General features: G+C 46.2%; 24 protein-coding genes and 2 tRNA genes. 9 read left to right on the top strand and 17 right to left on the bottom strand.

Features of this window, described 5'->3' with window-relative positions:
• Window positions 1-64: 64 nt before the first annotated feature.
• The 6 genes from BQ7367_RS06420 to BQ7367_RS06400 all read right to left on the bottom strand — a co-directional run bounded on the left by BQ7367_RS06420 (window position 65) and on the right by BQ7367_RS06400 (window position 8,993).
• Window positions 65-1,396, bottom strand: coding sequence for a tetratricopeptide repeat protein (locus BQ7367_RS06420; protein WP_072524694.1), 1,332 nt, complete (start codon window positions 1,394-1,396; stop codon window positions 65-67).
• Window positions 1,397-1,441: 45 nt separating this feature from the next.
• On the bottom strand, window positions 1,442-1,576 hold the full coding sequence (locus BQ7367_RS14885; RefSeq protein WP_268874767.1) for a hypothetical protein: 135 nt from the start codon (window positions 1,574-1,576) through the stop codon (window positions 1,442-1,444).
• On the bottom strand, window positions 1,563-2,858 hold the full coding sequence (locus BQ7367_RS06415; RefSeq protein ID WP_072524693.1) for a bifunctional folylpolyglutamate synthase/dihydrofolate synthase: 1,296 nt from the start codon (window positions 2,856-2,858) through the stop codon (window positions 1,563-1,565). Before BQ7367_RS06415 ends, BQ7367_RS14885 begins: the two co-directional genes overlap by 14 nt.
• Window positions 2,855-5,092, bottom strand: a complete 2,238-nt coding sequence (locus tag BQ7367_RS06410; protein WP_072524692.1) for an LTA synthase family protein — start codon at window positions 5,090-5,092, stop codon at window positions 2,855-2,857. The genes BQ7367_RS06415 and BQ7367_RS06410 overlap by 4 nt, the downstream gene beginning before the upstream one ends.
• 16 nt (window positions 5,093-5,108) lie before the next feature.
• Window positions 5,109-7,757 (bottom strand): valine--tRNA ligase, encoded by a 2,649-nt coding sequence (locus BQ7367_RS06405; protein WP_072524691.1) that lies wholly within the window; start codon window positions 7,755-7,757, stop codon window positions 5,109-5,111.
• A gap of 423 nt (window positions 7,758-8,180) precedes the next feature.
• A complete protein-coding gene (locus BQ7367_RS06400; RefSeq protein WP_442855361.1) occupies window positions 8,181-8,993 on the bottom strand; it encodes a glucosaminidase domain-containing protein in 813 nt (270 codons plus the stop codon).
• Window positions 8,994-9,573: 580 nt separating this feature from the next.
• On the opposite strand from BQ7367_RS06400, the gene BQ7367_RS06395 reads away from it, so the two are divergent.
• From BQ7367_RS06395 to BQ7367_RS06365, 7 genes are all read left to right on the top strand, one after another.
• Window positions 9,574-9,645, top strand: a tRNA-Gln gene (locus tag BQ7367_RS06395).
• A gap of 75 nt (window positions 9,646-9,720) precedes the next feature.
• A tRNA-Pro gene (locus BQ7367_RS06390) sits at window positions 9,721-9,794 on the top strand.
• 368 nt (window positions 9,795-10,162) lie between these two features.
• Entirely contained in the window at window positions 10,163-10,504 is a 342-nt protein-coding gene (locus tag BQ7367_RS06385) for a nucleotidyltransferase domain-containing protein (protein ID WP_072524689.1), read from the top strand.
• The gene (locus BQ7367_RS06380; RefSeq protein WP_072524688.1) at window positions 10,497-10,892 is read left to right on the top strand and encodes a HEPN domain-containing protein; all 396 of its coding nucleotides are present in this window, start codon (window positions 10,497-10,499) and stop codon (window positions 10,890-10,892) included. Before BQ7367_RS06385 ends, BQ7367_RS06380 begins: the two co-directional genes overlap by 8 nt.
• Before the next feature lie 2 nt (window positions 10,893-10,894).
• The gene (locus BQ7367_RS06375; protein ID WP_072524687.1) at window positions 10,895-11,455 is read left to right on the top strand and encodes a hypothetical protein; all 561 of its coding nucleotides are present in this window, start codon (window positions 10,895-10,897) and stop codon (window positions 11,453-11,455) included.
• Window positions 11,456-11,484: 29 nt separating this feature from the next.
• Entirely contained in the window at window positions 11,485-12,507 is a 1,023-nt protein-coding gene (locus BQ7367_RS06370; RefSeq protein WP_072524686.1) for a hypothetical protein, read from the top strand.
• A gap of 1 nt (window position 12,508) precedes the next feature.
• Entirely contained in the window at window positions 12,509-13,411 is a 903-nt protein-coding gene (locus tag BQ7367_RS06365; protein ID WP_072524685.1) for a hypothetical protein, read from the top strand.
• Window positions 13,412-13,914: 503 nt separating this feature from the next.
• Here the strand turns inward: BQ7367_RS06365 and dapF are convergent.
• From dapF to BQ7367_RS06320, 9 genes are all read right to left on the bottom strand, one after another.
• Window positions 13,915-14,751 (bottom strand): diaminopimelate epimerase, encoded by an 837-nt coding sequence (gene dapF / locus BQ7367_RS06360; protein ID WP_072524684.1) that lies wholly within the window; start codon window positions 14,749-14,751, stop codon window positions 13,915-13,917.
• A gap of 21 nt (window positions 14,752-14,772) precedes the next feature.
• Window positions 14,773-15,324, bottom strand: coding sequence for an ANTAR domain-containing response regulator (locus BQ7367_RS06355; protein ID WP_072524683.1), 552 nt, complete (start codon window positions 15,322-15,324; stop codon window positions 14,773-14,775).
• Window positions 15,325-15,430: 106 nt separating this feature from the next.
• Window positions 15,431-16,762: a type I glutamate--ammonia ligase gene (glnA, locus tag BQ7367_RS06350; protein ID WP_072524682.1), complete on the bottom strand. Its 1,332-nt coding sequence runs from the start codon at window positions 16,760-16,762 to the stop codon at window positions 15,431-15,433.
• Window positions 16,763-16,881: 119 nt separating this feature from the next.
• Window positions 16,882-17,844 carry a carbohydrate kinase family protein gene (locus BQ7367_RS06345; RefSeq protein ID WP_072524681.1) on the bottom strand — a complete coding sequence of 321 codons (963 nt, stop codon included), beginning with the start codon at window positions 17,842-17,844 and terminating at the stop codon, window positions 16,882-16,884.
• A 67-nt stretch (window positions 17,845-17,911) separates the two neighbouring features.
• Complete coding sequence (locus BQ7367_RS06340) at window positions 17,912-18,859, bottom strand: TIGR03943 family putative permease subunit (protein WP_072524680.1); 948 nt, start codon at window positions 18,857-18,859, stop codon at window positions 17,912-17,914.
• Window positions 18,860-18,889: 30 nt separating this feature from the next.
• Window positions 18,890-19,987: a CobW family GTP-binding protein gene (locus BQ7367_RS06335; RefSeq protein ID WP_072524679.1), complete on the bottom strand. Its 1,098-nt coding sequence runs from the start codon at window positions 19,985-19,987 to the stop codon at window positions 18,890-18,892.
• A 60-nt stretch (window positions 19,988-20,047) separates the two neighbouring features.
• Window positions 20,048-20,800, bottom strand: coding sequence for an exodeoxyribonuclease III (locus tag BQ7367_RS06330; protein WP_072524678.1), 753 nt, complete (start codon window positions 20,798-20,800; stop codon window positions 20,048-20,050).
• 36 nt (window positions 20,801-20,836) lie between these two features.
• Window positions 20,837-21,286: a transcriptional regulator NrdR gene (gene nrdR / locus BQ7367_RS06325; RefSeq protein WP_072524677.1), complete on the bottom strand. Its 450-nt coding sequence runs from the start codon at window positions 21,284-21,286 to the stop codon at window positions 20,837-20,839.
• Between the two features lie 70 nt (window positions 21,287-21,356).
• A complete protein-coding gene (locus BQ7367_RS06320) occupies window positions 21,357-21,611 on the bottom strand; it encodes a PRC-barrel domain-containing protein (protein ID WP_072524676.1) in 255 nt (84 codons plus the stop codon).
• A gap of 203 nt (window positions 21,612-21,814) precedes the next feature.
• Here BQ7367_RS06320 and BQ7367_RS06315 point away from each other — a divergent pair, with 203 nt between their 5' ends.
• Window positions 21,815-22,189: a DUF3783 domain-containing protein gene (locus BQ7367_RS06315; RefSeq protein ID WP_072524675.1), complete on the top strand. Its 375-nt coding sequence runs from the start codon at window positions 21,815-21,817 to the stop codon at window positions 22,187-22,189.
• 58 nt (window positions 22,190-22,247) lie between these two features.
• Here the strand turns inward: BQ7367_RS06315 and BQ7367_RS06310 are convergent, their stop codons facing one another.
• Both BQ7367_RS06310 and BQ7367_RS06305 read right to left on the bottom strand, forming a co-directional pair.
• Window positions 22,248-22,730: a hypothetical protein gene (locus tag BQ7367_RS06310; protein WP_072524674.1), complete on the bottom strand. Its 483-nt coding sequence runs from the start codon at window positions 22,728-22,730 to the stop codon at window positions 22,248-22,250.
• Complete coding sequence (locus tag BQ7367_RS06305) at window positions 22,727-22,936, bottom strand: helix-turn-helix transcriptional regulator (protein WP_072524673.1); 210 nt, start codon at window positions 22,934-22,936, stop codon at window positions 22,727-22,729. The genes BQ7367_RS06310 and BQ7367_RS06305 overlap by 4 nt, the downstream gene beginning before the upstream one ends.
• 268 nt (window positions 22,937-23,204) lie before the next feature.
• On the opposite strand from BQ7367_RS06305, the gene BQ7367_RS06300 reads away from it, so the two are divergent.
• Window positions 23,205-24,791, top strand: coding sequence for a DUF975 family protein (locus BQ7367_RS06300; protein ID WP_072524672.1), 1,587 nt, complete (start codon window positions 23,205-23,207; stop codon window positions 24,789-24,791).
• The last annotated feature ends 28 nt before the right edge of the window (window positions 24,792-24,819 follow it).

The following is a 24,819-nucleotide window of genomic DNA, read 5'->3' as shown; positions in this document are numbered from 1 at the left end:
AGGATATGCCTCTGAGCATACCCTTTTCTTTTGCAAATTGACGTACTATTTTTCTTTTGTATTACTATTCCTCTTCTTCCCCGGCCGCGTCTGCCGCCTGACTGATAGTATCCAGATTCGTCTGGGCATCCGCCGCGTATTCTGAATCGCCGTAGCTGTCCACGATCTTCTGCAAATAAACAGACGCATTCTCATTATCGCCATTTCCCATATACGCCTGTCCCAGACAGTACAGGGCCTGTCCTCCGCTGTATCCTTCATCCATACGCACCACTTTGTCCAGCGCCTCCACGGCTCCCGAATAGTTGGCCGCGTTTAAGGCCTCAACGCCGGCAGCAAAGTAAGACTCACAGGCACTGGGATAAATTGAGGCCGCCAGCGAGTCATACTGTGACTGTCCCCATGTTCCGAGAGTGTCTCTGCTGACCCCCAGCAGAAGATCTGCCATGCTCGTGTAACTATATTCACCGGAACTGTACTGATCCGCCACTGTTACCAGATTCTCATAGCTGCTCTGCGTTGTCTGGGCCTGCTGGGTGTCCACCTCAGTTGCCCGGTAATTGTCCAGTGTCCTGGTCTGCGCGCTCACCTGCGCTTCCAGCGCTTTGATCTCGTCGCTGTATTCCCTCATCTGATCGTTCATCCGGTCAGATCTTGACTGATTCACCGCCGGAGCCACCAAAAACCATATGATGGCTGCTCCGATCGCTGCCCCGATAAAGATATTCGCTACCGCCAGCTGCCCTGCCATCTCTTTCAGCCTGGAATGTTTCGGCTGTATGATCGTCTCATTTCCGAGGCTGTACTCAACCGCTTCTTCCTTCTTCTCGGCTCTGCGCCTGCGGCGTTTCCTGTTCTGCATCAGCTCATGCATGTATTTCAGAGTGATCTCATTGGTAGTATCCAGTTTTCTGGCGGTCCGGAGCATCTCCCTGGCGCTGGCGTACTGCTCTGTATGCAGATAGATCAGTGCCAGCAGCTGATATGCTTTCAGGAACGAAGGATGCGCGGATATCACCTGCTTGAGCTGGATCACCGCCAGATCTTCTCCGTTCTGCTGACAGTACCCGAGGCACTGATTATATTTTCTGATCGCCAGATTGATCGATTCCAGTTCCTTCGCGGATGCCTGGACATTCTTGATATAATAGTCCGCAATATTGTCCCGCCGCCTGAGATTCTTACTTATGATCCACTCTACCAGCGCTTCAGGGACCTCCCCGATCCCATAATAGACAAGCCCCAGAAGATTTCTGGCCGCAATATTTTCTCTGTTAAACTGCAGACTCCTCCGGAGAGATGTGATCGCTCCTGACATATCCCGGATCTGCGCTTTCCTCAGGCCATCATTGTACCAGTAGTTAGACTGATACACGATCTTCTTCGTATAATCCATCTATATCCCCACTATCTGTCTTTCTTAACTTCCGTATCCTATGCCCTACTTCTTCTGATCCATAACCTGTTTCAGAAGATCTGTCATATCCGACAGGTCCTCCTGGTAGACCGCGTCCTCGATCTCCTCCACCTCAAGACTGGGCTTAAATTTTTTCAGTTCTTCTTCATAGTCCAGCATCTGTATAACCTCCTTGAAGCAACTCCTTTATCTCCCCTGCCAGATAAAAAGAACCCAGGCAGTAGACTTTTCGTCCCTGCCGCCGGCTGATCACAAAATCAAGCGCTTCCCTGACAGACGTTTTTACCACAACAGGGCGCTTTGTATATTTCCTGAAAATATCTGCCAGCTCCCCCGCGTCCGCGCCTCTGGAATCCCGGATCTGTGTCATCACAAACAGATCCGCCTCCATTTCACAGCACAGGCAGGCTGCCATTTTTTCATAGTCTTTATCCTTTACCGCGGAGAATAATACAATATTTCCTTTCCCGTCTTTGGGAACGCTCTGCACTAACGCTTCTACAGCGCTGATATTATGAGCCCCGTCAATATACACATCAGGCAGAACTTCTTCCATCCGTCCCTCCCACTTCAGTGTGGACAGAGCCTCTCTCCACCTGTCCGGATGTCCGTTCCTTCCGAACAGACAGCGCATCACCTCCATAGCAAGCACCGCGTTGCCTGGCTGACAGACCGCTGTATTATTCAGTTTCCACGTGGTATTTCCATAATAAGCACTGGAACACGAAAATGCAATATGTTTGTCCCGGATTCCGAGAATTTCGTACGCATCTTTCCCGATTTTTTTACAGAAACTGTTGTTTTCCTCCGCTGTCCGCCGGATCACCTCGTCGCTTTTAGGGTCTGTCCCGGCAAAAAATACCGGAACACCAGGCCGGATGATCCCGGCCTTTTCTCCCGCGATCTCGGCAATGGTATTCCCCAGGTACTGCATGTGATCCATACCGATGGAAGTGATGACGCATATGTCCGGTTCCACCGCACTGGTGGCGTCCAGCCTGCCGCCCAGTCCTGTTTCCAGCACCACGTATTCTACTCCGGCTTCCCGAAACACCGCCATAGCCATTCCGAACAGGAACTCGAAAAACGTAGGGTGGGACAGGCCGTCTTCTCCCATCCTGTCCACTGCACGCCGCACTTCAGTAAATGCCCTGCAGAAAGTCCTGTCGTCTATATTCTTCCCGCTGACAGTAATCCTTTCGTTGAGCTTTACCAGATGAGGTGATGTGAAAAGTCCGGTTTTTCTGCCCTCGGAGCGAAGCATGCTGTCGATATAGGCGCATACCGAACCCTTTCCATTGGTACCGGCTACATGGATGATTTTCATCCCTTTCTGGGGATCTCCCAGGTATTCCAAGAACTTTTTTGTCTGTCCCAGATCATTCTTTTTCGTAAATTTGGGAATCTCCAGTATATATCTCTCAGCCTCGCTGTATGTCATTCTTCCTCTTCTTCCTGGGAAACGAAAGCCTGCCTTCCATTCTCCACTGCATCCTCTTCCTCCGGCAGCTCTGTCAGTGTCCCGTCTCTGTATTCATAAGTCTTCGATGTCCTGAATATCGTGTTGCTGGACCCCACCTGAGCTACCATGATGGTATCTCCGTCCTCAAGTCGGGATTCCTTCAGATCCAGCCTTGTATTATTCAGGAATTTCGTCGTCTGCTTTTCTCCGTTAATATAGACTTTACTTTGTTTCGTAAAATTCTCTCCGTAAATACTGTACACGCCGTCAGACTGGGTCACAATGCCCGAAATAACCGCGTCTTTTACGCCCATGACCATATGTCCTTCTGTCACGGGTTCTCCGCTCTCTTTATAGACATACTGCTCTCCGTACATAATATCGTACTGCAAAAGCTCCAGATCTGCCAGATAATTTTTTGTCTGACGCCGTTCCTGATGATAATTAAACACTGTTCCGGAATGGATATCCAGCCGTTCAAACACGTCCGCGATCAGCTGATACGCGGCAATATTACCGTCCTCTTTCTCCAGTCCGATGTTGTCCCAGATTACATAATTGGTATTATACAAATATTTGCTCTTTAAATCTTTTGCCTCCAGATCCATGGTCGGGAGATGGTCTCCATAGAACACAATCACGGAAGGTTCATTTCTGGCTTCCACCGCGCTGATCAGCTCCCCGGCGAATTTGTCCATCTCATGTACAAGATTTACATAGTATTCCCAGGCATTCCTCTCGCCTTCGTCCTCTACCCCGCTGACAACGATCTCAGGATTTTCCAGCACTTTTTCTGTCGGATATTCTCCATGACCTTCCACACTGATCGTAAAGACAAAGTCCTGACCTTCCGTTGTATCCATAGATTCCATGATATTAGGCACAAGAATATCATCTGTCGCCCAGCCCTTTGGAGTCGTCTGCAGGATATTCATAAATTCCTTGCTTGTATAGTGGTCAAATCCCATGTTGTTGAACACCTGGGCACGGCTGTAGAAATTTCCGCCATTATTGTGGAGAGCTTCCGCGCCATATCCCAATGCTTTCAGCGCACTGGCCGCGCTCTCCAAAGTATTGAACTTTGCATAAGTTTTATATGGATACTCCCCGGGGCCAAAGAAACGCATACTCATCCCCGTAAGTACCTCAAACTCTGTATTTGCCGTTCCTGCTCCCACAGACGGGACTTTGAAGTATCCCGTGGAATATTCACTGAACAGTTTTCTCAGATTGGGGATCGGATCCTCTGAAAAGCGGAGCCACTCTACCTCCGTGGGATCAAAGAAAGACTCCAGCTGGACCACGATAATATTGGGCAGTTCGTCCTCCGAACGTCCGGTTTCATTCTTCGTGATCTCCCCGTTATTGCTGATCTCATCCATGGTCTCTTCACTGTAGCCTGCCGGTCTGTTGATACCGGTATTAAACAGGCTGGCAGAAAAACAGTAGGGAAATCCATAATCCTCATAGGCAAACGCAATATTCCCGAAATAATTAGATATGACTCTCTTGTCAATCGCCACATCTGTCAGAAACAGGCACGCCGCAAAGGACACGACCACTCCTCCCAAAGCAAGAAATCTGTGCATTTTCCCGGTAAACTGACCGCCCCGGCGCCACATAGATACCACCCAGAACACAAGAGCCACAACACCGATAATGATCATGACCAGCTCAAATGTATTAAAATAATTGCCTGTCAGTTCCAACGCGTCAGACAGCACCTTCAGATCCTGAGCGTTAAAAGGCGTCACCCGCTTTGTCAGAAGATATCCGTTACAGATCCCCAGAAACAGCCAGAATACGCTCAGCAGAATCCGCGCGAATACTCTTCTGCGCACCAGATATACGATGGAAAATGTCACAAATATCATGAACGCGTTATACAAAAATACCAGGGGCGTTCCCACCAGATAATCCCATGCCTCAAACAAAGAGAGACGGGAAACCACTTCGATCAGAAAGTTGATGACACATGCCAGGAGGAACTGGAGCGGCAGGGAAAACCGGTTCATCCACTTGTATACCGGCTGCATCCTGCGGGCAAACCTGCTGTTGCGCCGTTTCTCCAAAATGCGCTGTCTGCGCTCCTTCCTCTCTTTAAAATGCCGTTTAATATCTTCTTTTTTCAAATTTTTCAGTTTTGTAAAAAAACCTTTGATATCCGGTTTTTTAAATTTAATTTTCGGCTTTCTGATATGGAAATGCTTCATCTGTGACCTCTTCCTTTTATTTCCTGAGTCCCGCCATCCGCTCTTTTACCTGGGCGAGCATCTGTCTGTATTTTTCCAGCTTTTCCCTCTCTTCCTGAACTTTCGCCGCGGGTGCCTTGCTCACAAATTTTTCATTGGCAAGCATGCCCTCAGCTCTTCTGATCTCTTTCCCCAGCCGCTCTTCTTCCTTTTCCAGCCGTTTCTTCTCCTGTTCCAGGTCCACCAGATCTTCCAGAGGAAGATACACCACCGCGTCCGGAACCACCACAGACACTGCGTTGTCCGCGACCCCTTCTTTCGTTTTCTGGATCAGGATTTCATTTGCCATCATGAGGGACTTTACAGACTCGCTGAGAGCCGCGATCCCATCACAGATCTCCGGATCCTCACTGATGATATACACTTTCGTCTTACGGCTGTTTGCCACATCCATCTCTGAACGGATATTCCGGATGCCTTTTGTCACCGCTTTTACGTGTTCCATCACATTTTCGTCCCTCGAGAATGCCCACTCCTCTCTATACTCCGGCCAACAGGACATCATCAGAGACTCTTCTTCCGGAACCAAGGCGCTGTAAATCTCCTCCGTGATGAACGGCATAAACGGATGCAAAAGCTTCAGAGCCTGTCCCAGCACTGTTTTCAATACCCAGAGCACACAGTTTGCCGCGGCCGGATCTTCCTCCGCATGATAGATCCGGTATTTTGCCAGCTCCACATACCAGTCGCAGAACTCATCCCAGATAAAATCATAGACTTTCTGCACCGCGATGCCCAGCTCATATTTGTCCATATTTTCTGTCACGTCAGCCGCCAGGGTATTGACTTTTGACAGGATCCATCTGTCTGCGGAGGTAAGAAGCGCGTCATCCGGCTTCTCCGTCACGTTTTCCTTCATATTCATAAGGATGAAACGGGAAGCGTTCCATACCTTGTTGGCAAAATTCCGGCTGGACTCTACTCTCTCGTTATAGAAGCGCATGTCATTTCCGGGCGCATTTCCTGTCACCAGCGTCAGTCTCAAAGCGTCTGCTCCGTACTTGTCGATAATCTCAAGAGGATCAATCCCGTTGCCCAGCGATTTGCTCATCTTGCGTCCCTGGGCATCCCGCACCAGCCCGTGAATGAGCACGGTGTGGAACGGTGACTTCCCGGTATGCTCCAGCCCGGAAAATACCATGCGGATCACCCAGAAAAAGATAATATCGTACCCGGTCACCAGTACGTCCGTCGGATAAAAATAGTCCAGATCTTCCGTTTTCTCCGGCCATCCAAGTGTGGAGAAGGGCCACAGGGCAGATGAAAACCATGTATCCAGTGTATCCTCATCCTGTGTAAAATGAACGCAGCCACAGTGCGGACACTTCTTTGGAGCGTGACGGTCCACGATCAGCTCCCCGCACTCGTCACAATAGTATGCCGGAATCCGGTGCCCCCACCAGATCTGCCGGGAAATACACCAGTCCTTGATATTTTCCAGCCAGTGGAGATAGATCTTGTCAAAACGCTCCGGAACAAACTTCAGCTCCCCGGTCTTCAGCGCATTGATGGCCGGTTTCGCCAGTTCTTCCATCTTTACGAACCACTGCTGTTTGATCAGCGGCTCCACTGTCGTCCCACAGCGATCATGGGTTCCCACCGCATGGCTGTGCGGCGCCACTTTTACCAGGTAGCCCTGTTCTTCCAGATCTTTTACGATGGCCTCCCTCGCCTCATAGCGGTCCATGCCCTCATATTTCCCACCGTTGGCATTGATGGTAGCATCATCGTTCATAATATTGATTTCTTCCAGACCGTGTCTTTTTCCTACTTCAAAGTCATTCGGGTCATGAGCCGGCGTGATCTTAACCGCGCCGGTTCCGAACTCTTTGTCTACATAGGAGTCAGCCACGATCGGAATTTCCCGTCCTACCAGCGGCAGGATCACCTGTTTCCCCACGATATCTCTGTATCTCTCATCGTCGGGATGAACCGCGATGGCGGTATCGCCCAGCATCGTCTCCGGACGTGTGGTCGCGATCTCAAGAAACCGGTCTGTTCCCACGATCGGATATTTGATATGCCAGAAATGTCCTTCCTGATCCTCATGCTCAACTTCCGCGTCGGAAAGAGAAGTCTTGCACTTAGGACACCAGTTGATGATCCTGGATCCTTTGTAAATGTATCCCTTCTTATATAAATTAATGAATACTTCTTCTACGGCCTTGGAACATCCCTCATCCATGGTGAACCGCTCTCTGTCCCAGTCACAGGACACACCCAGTTTCTTAAGCTGACCTTCTATGGTACCGGCGTACTCTTCCTTCCACTGCCAGGTCCTCTTTAAAAATCCCTCGCGGCCCAGCTCCTTTTTATCGATACCTTCTTCTTTCAGCTGGTTCGTCACCTTCACCTCTGTGGAGATGGCAGCATGATCTGTCCCGGGAATCCAGAGGGCATTGTACCCTTCCATCCTCTTATACCGGATCAGGATATCCTGCAGGGTATTGTCAAGGGCATGCCCCATATGCAGCTTTCCCGTAATGTTCGGAGGCGGCATTACCGTAGTAAAAGGCTTTCTGCTTCGGTCTACCTCCGCATGAAAATATTTCTTCTCGCACCACTTGTCATAAAGTTTTTCTTCAATTGCTTTCGGATCATAGGTCTTTGCCAGTTCTTTACTCATCTTCTTCTCCTTGTCACTGTTTTCCCCTGTTCACGGAATCTTCACAGTTAAAAAATCGCCCTTTACCAAAAACGTAAAGGGCGAAAATTCCGCGGTACCACCTTATTTTATCTCTCTAAAGTCCTGTAACGTGGACAACTCCGGGATATCTTACCTGCGTCTGCTTATTGCCGCGCCATTCAGTTATCCGGTTCAGAAGCTACCTTCCACCATCCTTTATCCCGAACTGCCTTCCAGCCGGAAAGTCGCCTCTTTAATAAGACACTCACCCGGGCAGTCCTCTCTGTCGGAAGGAATGGTGTACTCCTCTTCCTCGACACCTTTTGCCTTTTGGCTACTTTAAAAACTATCACCTACTATATCCGTAAGATGCCGATTTGTCAAGATATTTAGAGAATCTTAAGAAAGCCCCTGGCCCCTGATTTATCCCATCATATCCTGGATCATACTCACAATATCATATCCGTAATTGTCACCCGTGGCCCAGCCAAGTCCCTCCGGATTTTCCTGCTGACCCAGCCACTCCACATAAGGAGCTGCCCCCTTCTTAACATATTCATACCGGTCGTCCACGCACTCCTGATTCAGGGCGTCTGCCGTGGCATAGGCTTTCAGGTGCTGGATCTGTGCCCGGATCCCGGTGCGCACATCCGGATAGGAATTGCCCGGCACGCCTCCCCCGGTCGTCCCCAGTCCCGCGAAATTAAACTGTTCGATGCTGGCATCGCCTCCGTACTGCAGAAATCCGGTCTCCTTCATCGTCTGCGCAAAGGCCACCTCCGGGCGCACCCCCTCCGCCGCCGCTTCGTCATAATACATCTGGCAAAATGTCTCTATGGTGGCCGCGCCGCCTTCCGCAAGCTCCTCGGCCGGATATTCCTCCCCGGAAGAATGAAAATAATCCACCATCTCCTGAACTGTCACTGAACTGCTTCCCATGATGGGATACTGTCCGTTTGCAATGGCCTCTTCGGCCTGCGCCGTCTGTGCTTCTTCTGTATCTTCTCCCGCCGCCTGCTGCACGCTCTCTGCATGCGTCCCTTCCGCGCTTTGCGTCTCCTGTCCGTTTTCGCGGGAAGATAACATCCCTGACGCGCCCGCCAAAGTTAAAGTGAGGATAAGCAGAACTGCCAGTCCCGCTTCTATATATAGTTTTATCCTGTTATCCTTCCAGTTTATGTTGATCTTCATCCTCTTCCTGCCATCCTGCTGTTCCTGCCATATTATATTCCCCACCGACGGGGAAATATTCCCTGCCCGTCAGTCAGAAAAGATTGGTTGAGTGAAAAAGTAAATTCCGCATGTAAAGGCAAATTCCATACTGAAGACTAAAAGCCATATTTGAACGGAATTTACTCTTTATTGTGGAATTAAGTCTTACAAAATAAACGACAATTAGGTGAAAAAAATGCAGCTATAGAAAAATGTATACCACAAATAGGACGTAGCAGGAATGTCTTGCAAGACTAAATTCTGTATCTAGCTACGCCACTCTTGACAGCCCAAAAAAGAAATGCATTTAGACTATTACCGACGGCGAAGAACTCAAGAACAGTCAAATTCGCTCGTCGTGTTTGGGGTAGTATAGCATTTCTTTTTCGTCCCATCAAGAGCAAGTCCCTCACGGGATGGCTTGTATATGAAACCTCTGGCTCAGGAGCCTAAGAACAGTCATGGCATTGTAAGACTAAATTCAGCATGTAAGTGGAATTTAGTTTTTCATTCAAGGGTCAGAAAAGATTTTTTAAAAAATGCTTGATTTTTTTGAAAAGTCTGTTATAATAATCGTGTTGCCTGCGACAGCCGGCGACAATGATGCGGAATGGTGTAATTGGCAGCACAGCAGACTCTGACTCTGTTAGTAGGGGTTCAAGTCCCTTTTCCGTAGCTGGGAATTTGCCTGGGGCAGATTCCTTATTTCATCATAATGGGAATTTTTAAAATTTATTTCCTGTTATATTTCCGGAGTGTGGCTCAGCTTGGTAGAGCGCTACGTTCGGGACGTAGAGGCCGCAGGTTCGAATCCTGTCACTCCGATTTTTTTATTGCGATACCGCAAAGCCTTGAGTTATGGGCTTTGCGGTTTTTCTTTTACTTTTCTATCCTGCTGCTTTTGTATGGAAATCATCATCTTTTTGAGGTTGTTCTAACACCTGTTCTAACACTTCCCCCGGCAAAGCTGAATTATGGGGCATCAGGACTCCTGTGAGCCGCTCAGAATTTATGCAGCAAAAAACAATGTGTAGAATACGTTTCGGAATCTTGCAGAAGATATTCTGATACGTATTCTACGCTTCCAAAGAAAGTAATTGTTTAAAATATAAGTTGCAGGTATAATAATTATATAAGAAATTTCAAACATATAAACTTGTAGCTTTTTAGTTTTGGGAAGGAGATCATATGATATGTGTACACAGAACGATCTCGAAAAATTATTGAAGAAAATCGTTATAATATACCGCAGTATCTATAATCAGAATTTGTGTGATATCTATTTGTATGGATCATATGCCAGGGGAGACTATAATACAGAGTCAGATATTGATATTGTGGCGATCGTAAAAGGCGAAAGACGGGAACTGCAAAATCAGTTAAAGAAAATATGGGACGTTGTTTCAGATCTGGAATTAGATTATGAGGTGATCATTTCCCCAACTGTAATTCCATATAGTGAATTTGAAACTTATAAAGATATACTCCCTTATTATAGAAATATCGCGCGGGAAGGAGTGAAGCTGAGTGCCTGACTATCAAAAGGAACTTGTTGAATATCGTTTAGAGACTGCGCAGGAAAAACTTCACTCTGCTAAGATCCTGCTTGATGCCGGAGAATATAAAGATTCGATCGGAAGATCTTACTATGCCATGTTTTCAGCTATCAGAGCTATACTTGCATTGGATAAAGTGGACTTCTCTAAACATGCAGGGGTAATAGCTTATTTCCAGAAGGAATATGTAAAGACTGGAAAATTTGATAAAGAATATTCCAAATACATAAGTAGCGCTTTCCAGATCAGGAACAACTGTGACTATGCTGATTTCTTTCTGGTGTCCAGAAATGATGCTGTGGAACAGTATGAAAAAGCGGAAAAATTTGTAGATGCAGTGAAGAAATATTTGGAAAAGGATAATTAAAGATGGATGATGAATTATATGTTGTGATTAGTAGAACTCCTTCGGACTATATCTGTAGTGAAGTGCCTATTTCAGAAATAGAAGGTGTTATGTGGGATAATATATCTGGTGGTGTAAAAAAAGGGCAATCAGGTTATTCGCTTTATGGATATATTAGTTATAAATTGGCTACTGAAACAGTAAAATGCTCTGGCAGACATGATTTTGGAGACAATAGCGCTAAGATATGCATCCCGGCAGCAAAAAATAGAGATGCTAAGCATAAAAAAGGATATAATATATTATCTAAATGGGCAGGTGATAAACCAGCAGGTGCTATAAAGAAAAACAGACCCCAGGGAGGTCTGCCTTGTACCAAGCGTATTTTAGTAGAATTAGAAAATACTGACCAAATAACCCGAAAAAAATTAAGAGACACTTTAACTAATGAAGGTTATCAAGTTACAACCATTCGTAATGCAATAAATGGTTTGCGAAAACAGTTAAAAATTGAGGTGGAGGGTAGCCCTAATTCGCCTAATCAAATTATTCGAAAACTTTGCATGAAAACATATAACAGTTAGAACGTATGCTTTAGAAAGAAGGAAAAGTAATGGATTTAAAATTATATGATATACAGTATGACAAGGTGATAAGAAGTTTTTATTTAACAACAGGTGTAGATTATGAATATGCTATCGAAAAATTAGTTCCGTTAATTAATAAATTGGAATTTCAAAGAAATCCTTTGAGAGCTTCTTTTTATAAAAGGTTAGAAGAGGATATTCAAACGGGATGTATTATGCCGAATATCACTGTTGCTATTAAAGTTGACGATAAAATGCCAGAAGAAGAAGAAATAAGTGATGTGTATATCAATAAAAATATGAAAAACGCATTTATTTTAGATGGTATCCAAAGGCTGACTACTTTAAACAGAATCGATCGGTCTAAGTTGGATCTATCAAGAATGTTATATTGTAATATTCTGATATGCGATTCTATGGATAGATTGCTTTATAGAATGATCACGCTAAATAATGGTCAAAAGCCAATGTCTGCGCGCCATCAAATAGAAATATTAGCAGGAAATATATTTGATTTTGATTCGTTGCCAATACTAAGTGTTACAGAGAAGGCTAAAAAAACAAGAAGAAAAAGTGAAGATGAAAGTATGAACAAAGAAAACCTGATTAAGGGATATTTGGCCTATATTAGTAATTCTGTGAACATTGATAATCAAAAGATAATAGAAGAAAAAATGAATGAATTAATTGCTGATAAAATTTTGAATTCAAATATAGCATCTAAAAATGGTGAGTTTAAGGATGTGATTGACTATATTTCTACTATGCTAGAGGATGAATATTTGAATAGTTGGTTTAAAATTGCTAATAATTTTATTGGATTTTCAGCAGCAATGAATACTGTTTTTTCTGAAGTATGCGAATTGAACAAAGATGAGTTAAAAAATTTAATAGAAATGTTTGAGGATGTATTTTCTGCGATTGATGTTTCTAAGATAAAACTCGGTTTATCTAGACGAAGAATGGTAAAATACTATTTTGAAAATATTGTTAAATTTTCTCAATATAGCTATTCAGACTTATTAGATGCTATTTCTCAGGAGTTATAATATGTGTTCTGTTCAGAAAGATCTGTTTATATTTGAAGATGGTTTAGATGGAATTAGTAGTACGAACATGCCTACAGAATTGCTGATTCGTGATGAAATAGCTCATGAAGCATTATTAATAAGATTATTATCTGGAACTTTAAAAGTTACATATCCTGTACATGGAGAATATTCAGAACGTTTGCAACTGACAAATTATGCTATTCCAGGAAGAGATGATAATACAACTTTTAAGAAGAAAATAATTCAAGATTTTTTCTCTTTGGATCACTATGGACAAACGGAAAAAAAAGCGATAAATAAATATATACAAATAAATAGGAGAAATAATTTTGTTCACAGACAACTATTAGCGGAGTTAACAAATGCATTAATTACCATAAAAGATTCACCAATTGAATCTTTTGTTCATATATATAGAGCTTTGGAATTTATGAGCTATTCTTTCCCGTTGATATATGCGTCTAAATCTATGGATTATAGAGGATCATATAAGCACTTAAAGGACTTTATGGGAGGAGAATCAGAGGGAGAACTGAAATTTTTTAAAAGATTTTTGAAAGTGTTATTTAAAGATAATGATATATATGAGAGATATAAGTTTGACGTGTTTTTTATGAATGGAACAGAACTTTTAATTGAAGCTGAATTTCAAAGAGTTATTAAAGAAAATTATTATTCGTTCGATGGTAATACTATGCATATTGGCTTTGCTAATGTTATTGATCTTATAATAACTATCAGAAATCATTTTTTTCACATGCTAATTGGAAAGGGTGGAGATAATTTTTATGACACAAGTTACGATAAACGGGATATTTTTGAGGCCTTAAATCCGATTTTTATTAATTGGCTTACTATCATATACAAAGAAATTGCTACTTATTCTGTGGGAATTGTATAGTACAATACTATATTATGCATAATTTCACCCTCATATACTAGAGGAGTATAGTACAGACTTATTACAGTGCAATTATTTTGATTTATAAAGTTATTTATATCAGTTTCTAAATACGCTAATATAGTATTTGAAAAAAACTTGAGCACTTAATACACTCCTTCCTTAATACTAGATTATATGTAAATATGAAGAAAATATTCATTTCGCATTTGGTTATAATGATATCTGCCCGTTCTAACACTTATTCTAACAGTTACTATTATTGATGAAGTGCAGGAATTCATTTGTTACTGCTCTCTCCTGCCGAAAGTGCCGTAATCTAGGCACTTTCAGGCACCTACAGGACATTCAATGACATTAAAGAAAAATGCTCCTGAATTGTTCGGGACGTAGAGGCCGCAGGTTCGAATCCTGTCACTCCGATTATTATAAGATACCGCAGAGTCTGGTCTATAGACTCTGCGTTTTTTATGCTTTAAGAAAGACATTCCATATCAGGCTTTCTACTCCGGCCACTCTCCGTCAAACACTGTTTCCGCAGGACCGGTCATATAGACTGTATGTTTCTTACGGTCCCAGTGGATGAACAGATCGCCTCCCAGGAGCTTTACTGTTACCTCATCTTCTGTCAGACCGTTCAGCACACAGGCCACCGCCACAGCGCATGCTCCTGTCCCACAGGCGAGGGTCTCTCCGGAGCCCCGCTCCCACACCCGCATCTCTGCTGTATGGCGGTCTGTTACTCTAACAAATTCCGTATTCACTCTTTGGGGAAATCTTTCATGGTTCTCGAACTTTGGACCGATCTTTTCCAGCGGCAGTTCTCTCACATCACAGTCCACAAAGACGACAGCATGGGGATTTCCCATGGAAACACAGGTCATACGGTATTCGTCCCCGTCCACCGTGATCGGCGCGTTAACAACCTCTTTCCCGTCTGCTGTCACCGGCACCAGTTCCGGCTGAAGCTCCGGCCTCCCCATATCCACCTTTACCAGCTTCACTTTCCCGTCCTCTGTCGTAAGGTCGAGAAATTTGATCCCGCCCAGTGTGTCGACAGAAATATGTTTCTTATCTGTGAGCCCATAGTCATATACGTATTTCCCTACACAGCGGATCCCGTTACCACACATCTCTCCCCGGGATCCGTCGGCATTATACATTTCCATTTCAAAGTCGGCACAGTCGGAGGGATTGATCATGATCAGGCCGTCCGAACCGACGCCAAAATGCCGGTCACTGATCTTTTTTGCCAGCACCGCCGGATCTTTGACCTTCTCTTTCAGACAGTTGACATACACATAATCATTTCCAAGTCCCTGCATTTTCGTAAATCTCATCTTAAAACCCTCTCTTTTTCTTTAATCCCCCATCACTGTCAGCACCATCTGCGCTGTCTCTGTCATATTGGTCCCACTCTCCATGCTGGTTTTCTGCAGATATCTGTGAGCCTCTTCCTCAGTCATATGATTTCGCTCCATCAGCAGAGCTTTTGCCCGTTCGATCTCTCGGCGTTCTCCCTCGTTCCTCTGGTGTCGGATCTGCCTCTTCGCGGTATGCCTTCTTCTTTTATTCTCATACAGCATCTCCACTGTATTCACAAGATCATAAACTTTTATTGGAGCAGGCAGTCCGATCACGCCGTCGGGCAGTCCATCATCCATCCATTTGGCAGGGGAACCGGCCAGAAGCATCTCAAACCCGGCGGCAAGCAATCCCCTCAGCTGGGTATAATGCATATCCTGCAGCCGTACGCCGCAAATTACGATCCCTTCTTCCCACATGCCGGCATACTGCAGCACCTGAGAGCCGGTCTGGCATACCGCAGACACCTGGAATCCGGATTTAGCCAGTATATTGCGAATATTCACTGCATTTTCCCGTTTTGAAAACGCAACTATTATATTGATCAAATCCGTCCCGCCTCCCGTCGTCTTTCATCTGCCATGATCTTGGAGCCTGCACGGCACATTCCGGTACATACCACTTATTCGCGATGTTTCGCTCCCCCAGTCTGTTTTACAGCCGGTACAGATAATTCTCGATCTCCCAGTCAGTGACCTGCATACAGTAATCTTTGTATTCTTTCCGGCGCGCCCGGATGATCTTATCTGTCAGCTCCCTGCCAAGAACCCGGATGATCAGGTCATCCTTTTCCAGTTCATCCAGTGCTTCTTCCAGAGACCGGGGCAGTTCCTGAACTCCAAGCGCCTCCCTCTGTCCGGGACTCATTTTCTGAATGTTTTCATCGATACTTGGCGGCGGCATGATCTGATCTCGGATCCCGTCCAATCCCGCTGCCAGAAGCACAGCCAGCGCAAGATATGGATTGGCCGCCGCGTCAGGACTTCTCAGCTCGATCCTTGTATTCTCTCCTCTTCCGGAAGGCACACGGATAAGGGGACCTCTTGTCTTTCCGGACCATCCCATGTAAACCGGCGCTTCATAGCCCGGCACAAATCTTTTATAAGAATTTACGGTCGGATTCGTGATACAGGTGATCGCCTTCATATGCTTCATCAGTCCCCCGATGAAATAATATCCTTCCCGGCTCAGCCCGTTTTTATCTTCCGCGCTCTGAAATACATTCACACCATCCCGGCTCAGAGACAGATTGATATGCATTCCCGAACCATATGTCCCTGCCTTTGGTTTCGGCATAAATGTAGCATGCAGTCCATGCCGTTTTGCAATGGTCTTGACCACCATCTTAAAGGTCATAAGATTATCTGCCGTCACCAGGGCCTCATCATAGCGGAAATCAATCTCGTGCTGAGCGGGCGCGATCTCATGGTGGGATGACATGATCTCAAACCCCATTTCCTCCAGAGTCAACACCATATCTCTCCTGGCGTTCTCTCCGAAATCCACAGGACTTACATCGAAGTAACCGCCTTTCTCGTGAGTCAGTGTCGTAGGCAGTCCATCTTCATCCATATGGAACAGGAAAAATTCGCACTCCGGTCCCGCGTTCAGAGTATATCCCATCTCTTTCGCCTGTGCCGTTGTTTTCTTCAGGACATACCGGGGATCTCCCTCATAGGGCGTACCGTCCTGCCGGTATACATCGCAGATCATCCTTGCCACTTTCCCCTGCTGGGGCCTCCAGGGAAAGATCTCGAACGTACTCAGATCCGGATACAGGTACATGTCCGCATCCTCCTCTCCTTCCAATCCCTCAACAGAGGACGCGTCAAACATACATCTGTTGTCCAGAGCCTTTTCCAGCTGACTGCCCGTCACCGCCATGTTCTTCATGGATCCGAAGATATCAGTAAACTGTAGCCGGATAAAAGCTACATCCTCCTCTTCTACGAGCCGCAGGATATCTTCTCTTGTGTAGTCATGCATAATCGAACCCTCCTTTAAGACAAAAGGGCGTTCTCCTCCTGTGAGAAACGCCCTTGTTTCATTTTTCCATTATATCTGCTCCACATCTGGTTGTCAAATTCAATCGCAAAAACTCCGGATCATTGTGTCGCGGCCAGTTTTAAAACATCCTTCCGGTCCGGCATAGCCTTGATGGCACCTTTCTTTGTCGTCACGATGGCCGCCGCCGCGTTTGAGAATGTAAGCATCTCGCCCAGCTGTTCCCCGGTCAGCGATTCCAAATCATGTTCCAGGATATAGGTCAGAACACTTCCGCAAAAAGTGTCGCCGGCGCCGGTAGTCTCGATCGTACGCACGGAAAATCCCGGATGTTCCACACGCATCCCTCTGTAGTAAGCCCGGCTTCCGTCTTTTCCCATTGTCAGAAGGATGAGCGGTATTTTATATTTTCCCTGAAGATACGCGATTCCTTCATCAAAATCTTCCTTTCCGGACACAAACTGGATCTCATTGTCAGAAATCTTCAGGATATCGCAGACTCCAAACCCATATTCCATCTGCTCTCTCGCCAGATCAAGGGATGTCCAAAGCGGCGGGCGCAGATTCGGGTCAAACGAGATCAGGCATCCCCCGTCTTTAGCGGCGCGGACCGCCTTCTTCGTAGCTGCCCGGACTCCGTCGTGAGTCATGGATAACGTGCCAAAGTGAAAGATCTTTGCCTGCCGGATAAAATCCGGATCTACTTCCTCCGCTCGCAGCATCATATCCGCGCCCGGATCACGATAAAAGGAAAATTCTCTGTCTCCGTCCGGATAAGTATGGACAAAAGCCAATGTTGTATTTACCGTGCTGTCTGTCACAAGACAGGACGCATCGATACCCGCTTCCGTTATCGTATTTCTGAGCAGTATTCCGAAATGGTCTTCCCCGACCTTTCCGACAAATGCCGTCCTCTTTCCCATTTTATTCAGAAGGGCCAGAACATTGCAGGGCGCGCCGCCCGGGCACGCTTCAAACAGGCTGTTTCCCTGTTCACTCTGTCCGCTTGCGGCGAAATCGATCAAAAGCTCTCCCAGAGCGATCACATCATATTCTTTCTCCATTTTTTTCTCCTTCGATGCGGCCGGATGCCCCGGCCTGCTGTATCCGGTTGTCAGTTGTATCTGGCTGTCAGTTAAAATATACCAGCTCCTTGATGGGATCGGCCGGCGTGATATTTTCCGCTTCCAGGATGGGACCTTCTCCGCGGTATACCGACAGATTGGCGAATCTCACTTTCGCCCTCACCGTAATCCAGTCGCCTGGCTTCAGCTTCGGTGCGTACGAGCTCCTGCAGACATATCCTAAAAATGTTGTATCATCCGCGCAGCAGGTCATTGCCATGCGCCCCGGAAGAAACACTTTATCCGGGAATCCTCTCGGCTTGAGCACTCTTGCCGTAAACTCTACAACTTTTCCTCTGTAGCGGTCCGGATTCTCCATCATATCGACATACCATATCCCATAATCTTCTTTCAGGATCTCTATGACAGGAGCTTCCAGATCATAGGGCACGTCATCCCCGAATATATTTTCAATCTCTCCGTTCTCATCCTCAAAAATCACCTCTGCCTGCGGGCTTACCACTTTTACGCTGCGCCTGTAACCTGCCAGAGGCCCGATATCCCCGCACCGGTTGAACAGAACCATCTCGGCGTCCCGCACCATTTCCACAAAAAGAGGCTTTAAATTCGTCAGATACATCTGAAAAGTACTGGCATCTACAGTAGTCAGCTTCTGCTCGATCCCCCATCCTTCCGGCAGACGGAGTCTCTCAAAATCGCTCACCTTCCACATCCCATTGTACTCTATCACGACCCGCTCCGGCTGGTGTTTAGTCTCCATCTCCTCCAGCCACTCTTCCGTCAGATCCGCCTGATCCTCTATTTTCTCGATCACCACGCCGTACTTCAGCATCTCTGCGGGATCATATTCTTCCCCTCCCTCCTCGCAAAGGATCAGAAGGGTCTTTCCGTCAATCTGGAAATAATCCTGCTTCAGTGTAAAATCCAGAAACTGCGTCTTTCCGCTGTCCAGAAATCCGGTCATCAGATAGACCATTACTCTTGGTTCATTCATTCTTATCCTCTCCTGTTCTGATCCCGCTTTTCAGGAAAGCCCAAACAGTTCGGCCAGCCTGTCCTCTTTCAGTTCCGCCCCTATCACGCAGATGCGGCCGGTATATTCAGGTGTGCCCTCGCGAACTTCATATTCCTCCGGTACCATATCAAAATAAATCCACTGGCCGTCCGTTCCGGCTACCATCCCCTTGGCGCGAAGTACATTTCCGTAGATATCTTCTGTTTCCAGACGCTTTAATATCTCATTCATCTGTTCTTTTGTATATTGGTGGATCGTCTCCCGCCCCCAGCTGACAAACAATTCATCCGCATGATGATGGCCCTCGTGATGGTGATGATGGGCGTGATCATGGCCGTGGGCTTCATGATGGTCATGATCATGGTCATGACCGTGATCGTGCGCTTTATGATGGTCGTGATCGTGGCCCTCATGGTGATCATGTTCCGAATGGCCACAGTGCCCATCATGATCGTGGACATGTCCGCACTCCGGGCATGTAATCTCCCCTAAAAGTTCTTCTTCCAGAGATCTGCTCTCCTCCATCGTCTCCAGTATCTTCTTCCCAGACAGCTGAGCGATAGGAGTAGTGATAAACGGAGCTTTTGCATTCAGTTCCCTCAGAAGATTCACGCTCTCCTCGATCTTCTCCGGCTTCGCCCTGTCTGTCCGGCTCAGAATGACCGCGCCCGCATACTCGATCTGATTGCTGAAGAACTCACCAAAATTTTTCCGGTAGATCCTGCATTTCGTCACATCTACAACTGTGCTGAAGCTGTTAAGCCGCGCGTCGATATCTCCCTGCACATCCTGCACCGCTTTGATCACATCTGAAAGCTTTCCCACCCCCGACGGCTCGATCAGGATCCGGTCAGGATGATATGTGTCCACCACTTCCCGGAGAGATTTTCCGAAATCTCCCACCAGGGAACAGCAGATACAGCCTGAATTCATTTCTCTGATCTCGATCCCGGATTCTTTCAGAAATCCACTGTCAATGCCGATCTCTCCAAACTCATTCTCAATGAGCACAACCTGCTCCTCTGCAAAAGCCTCTGCGAGCAGTTTCTTGATCAGCGTCGTTTTCCCGGCGCCGAGGAATCCTGAAATAATGTCTATTTTTGTCATATTGCTCCACCTTCCTTGATATGATGACTGAATGTCCGGACGCTTCTGCCCGGCTCTGCTCTATTTCAGATCCAGTTCTACGGGACAGTGATCTGATCCCATTACATTGGTCAATATCTTCGCATCTTCCAGCCTGTCCTTCAGGCACTGGGAGACACAGAAATAGTCGATGCGCCAGCCCGCGTTTTTGGCACGGGCGCTGAACCGATAAGACCACCAGGAGTATATTCCCTCCCGGTCAGGATAAAAATAGCGGAATGTATCGATAAATCCCGCATCCAGAAGTTCGGTAAATTTCTGCCGTTCTTCATCTGTAAATCCCGCATTTTTCCGGTTCGTCTTCGGATTCTTAAGATCGATCTCCTGATGGGCCACGTTCATGTCTCCTGTAACAATGACCGGCCGTTTCTCTTCCAGTTTCTTCAGATAGGTCCTGAAGTCATCCTCCCACTTCATGCGGTAATCCAGACGAGCCAGCTCATTCTGAGAATTGGGCGTATACACCGTAACGAAATAAAAATCGTCAAATTCACAGGTAATGACCCGTCCTTCCTGATCATGTTCCTCTATCCCGATCCCATAGGACACTGAGAGAGGCTCTTTCCTGGTAAATACCGCTGTGCCGGAATACCCTTTTTTCACAGCATAATTCCAGTACTGAAAATATCCCGGAAGATCCAGCATAAGCTGTCCTTCCTGCATTTTAGTCTCCTGGATGCAGAAGATGTCCGCGTCCGACTCGTGAAAAAAGTCCAGAAATCCCTTCTGGACACATGCCCGTATGCCATTCACATTCCATGATATCAGTTTCATGTCAGCTTCTCCTTCTGTCAAGCCACTTTCAAGCCATTACTGCAGGAACTTTTTCAGCTCGTCCATAAATGTATTCACATCCTTGAACTCCCGGTAAACTGAGGCAAATCTCACATACGCCACAGGATCCAGATCTTTAAGCTTCTCCATAACGATCTCACCGATCACGCTGCTGGAAACTTCCTTTTCTTCCCGGTTAAAGATCTCTAACTCTATGGCGTCAATAGTTTTCTGTATCGCTTCCGCCGGAACCGGCCGCTTATAACATGCGCTTAACACCCCATGTTCAATCTTTGCCCTCTCATACTGCTCACGGTTGTTGTCTTTTTTAATAACGATCAGTGGAATCGTCTCCACTTTCTCATAGGTAGTAAACCTTCTTCCACACTCATCACAGGAACGTCTCCTTCGAATGGAGCTCTTGTCCTCCGCCGGTCTGGAATCAATGACTCTTGTGTCCGGGTTGCCGCAATATGGACATCTCATAATGTTATCCGCCTTTCTCCGGAACATGTTTCGTCCCGATTCTGCAATCTGCGTTTATTATACACGACCGTCAGAACTTTTGCAAAAATTTTTCTTCCTGGATTTCCACAATGATGATATCCGGACCTATCTTTCGGATACAGGCAAAGGGGATGACATACTCACAGTCTGTCCCGAGAAATCCACAGATCTTTCCCGGCCCCGGAATAATGACCGCTTCCACCTCGCCGGTGCAGATATTGATCTCTACATCTACGATACATCCCAGACGTCTTCCGCTGCATATATTGATAACTTCCTTGTCCCTCAGTTCACAGATCCGCATACCTGCCCCTCCCTGATATTTTCTGTTACTATTGTATGAAGGGGGACGTGTACCTGTTAAAAGGGGACAGGCACCTTTTAACAGGTACACGTCCCCCTTCATAAAATTGTAACAATCCCCCTTCCCTTTCTCCTTTTCCTATACTACAATAATAAAGAAATACACTGGCTGTATTTCAAATACAGAATCAGGAGCTTATGATTATGAAAGAAACAATCTTACTCTTTAACCCGCCGCAGAGGGATCAGCTTTTGAAGATCGAGATGGCTCTGTTCCCTCTGCATGTCAGGTTGAAACGTGTCCGGCTGTCCGACTACAACCAGCCTTTGGGCGTACTCGCCGGGATCAAAGACATGCAGCCTGTGGACGGTTCTTATACCGGGTCGGAACTTCCGGACACAATGTTCGTTTTCTGCTTCTTTGAAGACAACCGCCTCAATCTGGCGCTTGCCGCTCTGAGGAAGTCCGGCGCAGGTCCCTTTCCCTACAAAGCCATCCTCACCCCAACTAACAGTTCGTGGACCGCAGCAGACTGTTTTTCCGAGATCAAAAAAGAACATGAGGCTATGCATCCGTAAGTATGCACAGCCTCTCCCGATACCGCATATTCCGCTGTTTTTGAGCAGATACCATTATTTATATTTTCTTTCTATAATATATTTCTGACAGTTTGCAGATCACACTGTATCCCAACACGGAACACCAAAGCGTCCAGAATACTTCCATACTGAAGAAGCCCGATATCAGCAGCGCGAACATCATGGCAAATAAAAATATCAGAGCTGCTCGTCCTGACGCCATCCTGCCGATCTCCGCGGACCGCTCATCGCCTTCTTTGATCCGCTCTCTGCGCAGTATCGTACTGTCCTTCAGCATTTTTCTGATCTTTCTCAATTCCATGATCCCCATAACCACTGCCGCTGCTCCTACTCCGCAGTATACTCCTGACATAAAGGCATTCTGGCGTGTATCAGGCAAAAGGCACACCATCAGTATCCCACATATGATCCCGGTTGCTCCCATGGCAGCGGCCAGTCCCGTGATCTTCTGCCTTGCCCCCAGTTTTTCCCTGAATTCCTCATCTGTCTTTGCCCCCTGAAACACTGTTTTTATCATCATATGTTCTCTTCCTCCTTGTCAAAAATAAAAATTTCTTCAATCGCAAGTCCAAAATACTGGGCGATCTTATGCGCCAGAATTAATGACGCATTATATTTTCCGCTTTCCAGAGAAATAATCGTCTGACGGGTTACCTCCACCGCGTCTGCCAGTTCACTCTGCGTGATCCCCCGCTTTCTGCGGAGCTCATGGATCCGGTTCTCCACGACTCCAGCTCCTTTCTGTTTTGTATAGTTAACTTTACATTTTAAGTATAGTTTACTTTACATGTCCTGTCAAGCATACTTTACATTTTTAACATATCTTATATAAAATTTTTTTGACTTTATCGGCTCTCCCAATGGAAGCCGGCTGTCAATGGCGGCCGGCTTGCAAATCTCTGACTGATAACTTATAATAAATAAACTATCATTAATGCCTGGGCATACGGAAAATCCTCCGCACACCGAAATTCATTCTATGGGAGAGAGAGCCATGTGGAAAAGAAGGGTACTGAAGAAAAAAGCACGCGCAGCGATGAAGCAGAGCTACTGGAGAATGATCTCTGTCTGCTTTCTCATTGCCATGCTCACTGCATCTTACGCAGTCTCCACCACATTCTTTAATCTCCGGCTTTCTCCGGGACCCTACTATTCCGACGCGTCTTATACCACAGGGATACCCAACTCAGAAGTCCTCAAGGACATCGTGGACCGATTTCTTGAAAATACTCCGCTGATCAGCCTGTTCCGGGGGCCAATCGCCCGGGTCAGTTCTCTTGTCATCGACTTTTATTCAACCGGTGTCTCCGTATTTTTCGCGATATTACGATCCATTAATATTTTTTCTGCCGAACATCCATGGTCTGCCATAATCTTTCCTCTGATCGGCATCCTGCTGGCTTTTCTGTATCTTATTTTTGTCAACAATATCCTGGTGATCGGAGAAAAAAGATTTTTTTTGGAAAATCGGAATTATCACAAAACAGCTGTCTCTAAAATATTTTTCCTTTATAAACTGCGCTGCGTCATACATCCCGCATGGGTCATGTTCTGTCGGACACTTTTTCAGCTGCTCTGGAATCTTACCGTCATCGGGGGAATCATCAAACACTATGAATACCGTATGATCCCGTTTATCCTGGCTGAAAATCCCAAGCTCTCCAGAAAGGACGCTTTCTTTCTCTCCCGGCAGCTGATGCGCCGCAACAAACGCAAGCTGTTTTTCCTTGATGTTTCTTTTCTGGGCTGGGAGATCCTCTCTCTTCTGACCCTGGGTCTGGCTGATTTTATTTTTACAAATCCCTACCGCATGGCCAGCCAGGCAGAGCTTTATCTCACTCTGAGAAGAAATTATGTTCTGTCACGCTCGCAGAGATATGAGCTGCTGAATGATTCCTATCTGGAACACGTTCTTTCAGAGGATGAACTGCTCATCAGCAAGGCGCTTTACGATGATTCCCAGGGCCCCTATACAAAGATCTCGTATTTTGCGCCTGAACAGTATCCTGTATTTCTCTTTTCCGTACAGCCGCCGGTAAAAGCGGTGAAAGCCCAGGTAAAAACCGATCGAAAATATGATATCTTTTCCTGCGTTTTTCTGTTCCACGCATTCTCTATCTTTGGCTGGATACTGGAAACACTGATCCATCTCATGCGCAGCGGCAGTCCGGAAATTTCTGCCTTATTGCCCGGACCCTGGATCCCTCTTTATGGAATTTATGGCCTGCTGATCCTTTTTCTAGCCAAACGTTTCTGCCAGAACCCTGTTCTTGTCTTCTTACTGAACTTTGGGGTTTACACCGCGCTCGAATACAGTGTAAATTTTGTCTCTGAGCTGGTGTACGGAAGTCCTCTGCGAGATTACAGTGAATTTTTCCTGAATCTCAACGGCCGGATCTATCTGGGAGGTTCTGTTTCTTTCGCCCTGCTGGGATGCGCCTTTCTTTATTATCTGGCGCCCAGATGGACAGAGACTTATATGAAATTGGGCCGTTCAAGACGGATCCTCGTAAGTGTGATCCTGTCACTGCTCTTTCTTGCTGATATATGTGTCTCGATCTTTTTCGTTGATTTTTTATAGAAATAATAGTAAACTTTCTAGTAAGTTA

The sequence above is a fragment of the Clostridium sp. Marseille-P3244 genome, assembly GCF_900120155.1.
GTDB lineage: Bacteria > Bacillota > Clostridia > Lachnospirales > Lachnospiraceae > Mediterraneibacter.
The sequence above is the reverse complement of the archived record's forward strand: the minus strand, read 5'-3'. Positions and strand labels throughout refer to the sequence as shown.

Bases quoted from the DNA above. Each gene is read 5' to 3' on its own strand.
- BQ7367_RS06365 (WP_072524685.1), top strand. From the start codon at position 12,509: ATGTGTTCTGTTCAGAAAGATCTGTTTATATTTGAAGATGGTTTAGAT.
- dapF (WP_072524684.1), bottom strand. From the start codon at position 14,751: ATGAGATTTACGAAAATGCAGGGACTTGGAAATGATTATGTGTATGTC.
- BQ7367_RS06310 (WP_072524674.1), bottom strand. From the start codon at position 22,730: ATGATGATAAAAACAGTGTTTCAGGGGGCAAAGACAGATGAGGAATTC.
- BQ7367_RS06320 (WP_072524676.1), bottom strand. From the start codon at position 21,611: ATGCGGATCTGTGAACTGAGGGACAAGGAAGTTATCAATATATGCAGC.
- BQ7367_RS06375 (WP_072524687.1), top strand. From the start codon at position 10,895: ATGGATGATGAATTATATGTTGTGATTAGTAGAACTCCTTCGGACTAT.
- BQ7367_RS14885 (WP_268874767.1), bottom strand. From the start codon at position 1,576: ATGCTGGACTATGAAGAAGAACTGAAAAAATTTAAGCCCAGTCTTGAG.
- BQ7367_RS06370 (WP_072524686.1), top strand. From the start codon at position 11,485: ATGGATTTAAAATTATATGATATACAGTATGACAAGGTGATAAGAAGT.
- BQ7367_RS06405 (WP_072524691.1), bottom strand. From the start codon at position 7,757: ATGAGTAAAGAACTGGCAAAGACCTATGATCCGAAAGCAATTGAAGAA.
- nrdR (WP_072524677.1), bottom strand. From the start codon at position 21,286: ATGAGATGTCCATATTGCGGCAACCCGGACACAAGAGTCATTGATTCC.
- BQ7367_RS06420 (WP_072524694.1), bottom strand. From the start codon at position 1,396: ATGGATTATACGAAGAAGATCGTGTATCAGTCTAACTACTGGTACAAT.
- BQ7367_RS06345 (WP_072524681.1), bottom strand. From the start codon at position 17,844: ATGGAGAAAGAATATGATGTGATCGCTCTGGGAGAGCTTTTGATCGAT.
- BQ7367_RS06415 (WP_072524693.1), bottom strand. From the start codon at position 2,858: ATGACATACAGCGAGGCTGAGAGATATATACTGGAGATTCCCAAATTT.
- BQ7367_RS06300 (WP_072524672.1), top strand. From the start codon at position 23,205: ATGTGGAAAAGAAGGGTACTGAAGAAAAAAGCACGCGCAGCGATGAAG.
- BQ7367_RS06315 (WP_072524675.1), top strand. From the start codon at position 21,815: ATGAAAGAAACAATCTTACTCTTTAACCCGCCGCAGAGGGATCAGCTT.
- BQ7367_RS06340 (WP_072524680.1), bottom strand. From the start codon at position 18,859: ATGAATGAACCAAGAGTAATGGTCTATCTGATGACCGGATTTCTGGAC.
- BQ7367_RS06335 (WP_072524679.1), bottom strand. From the start codon at position 19,987: ATGACAAAAATAGACATTATTTCAGGATTCCTCGGCGCCGGGAAAACG.
- BQ7367_RS06410 (WP_072524692.1), bottom strand. From the start codon at position 5,092: ATGAAGCATTTCCATATCAGAAAGCCGAAAATTAAATTTAAAAAACCG.
- BQ7367_RS06385 (WP_072524689.1), top strand. From the start codon at position 10,163: ATGTGTACACAGAACGATCTCGAAAAATTATTGAAGAAAATCGTTATA.
- BQ7367_RS06330 (WP_072524678.1), bottom strand. From the start codon at position 20,800: ATGAAACTGATATCATGGAATGTGAATGGCATACGGGCATGTGTCCAG.
- glnA (WP_072524682.1), bottom strand. From the start codon at position 16,762: ATGCATGACTACACAAGAGAAGATATCCTGCGGCTCGTAGAAGAGGAG.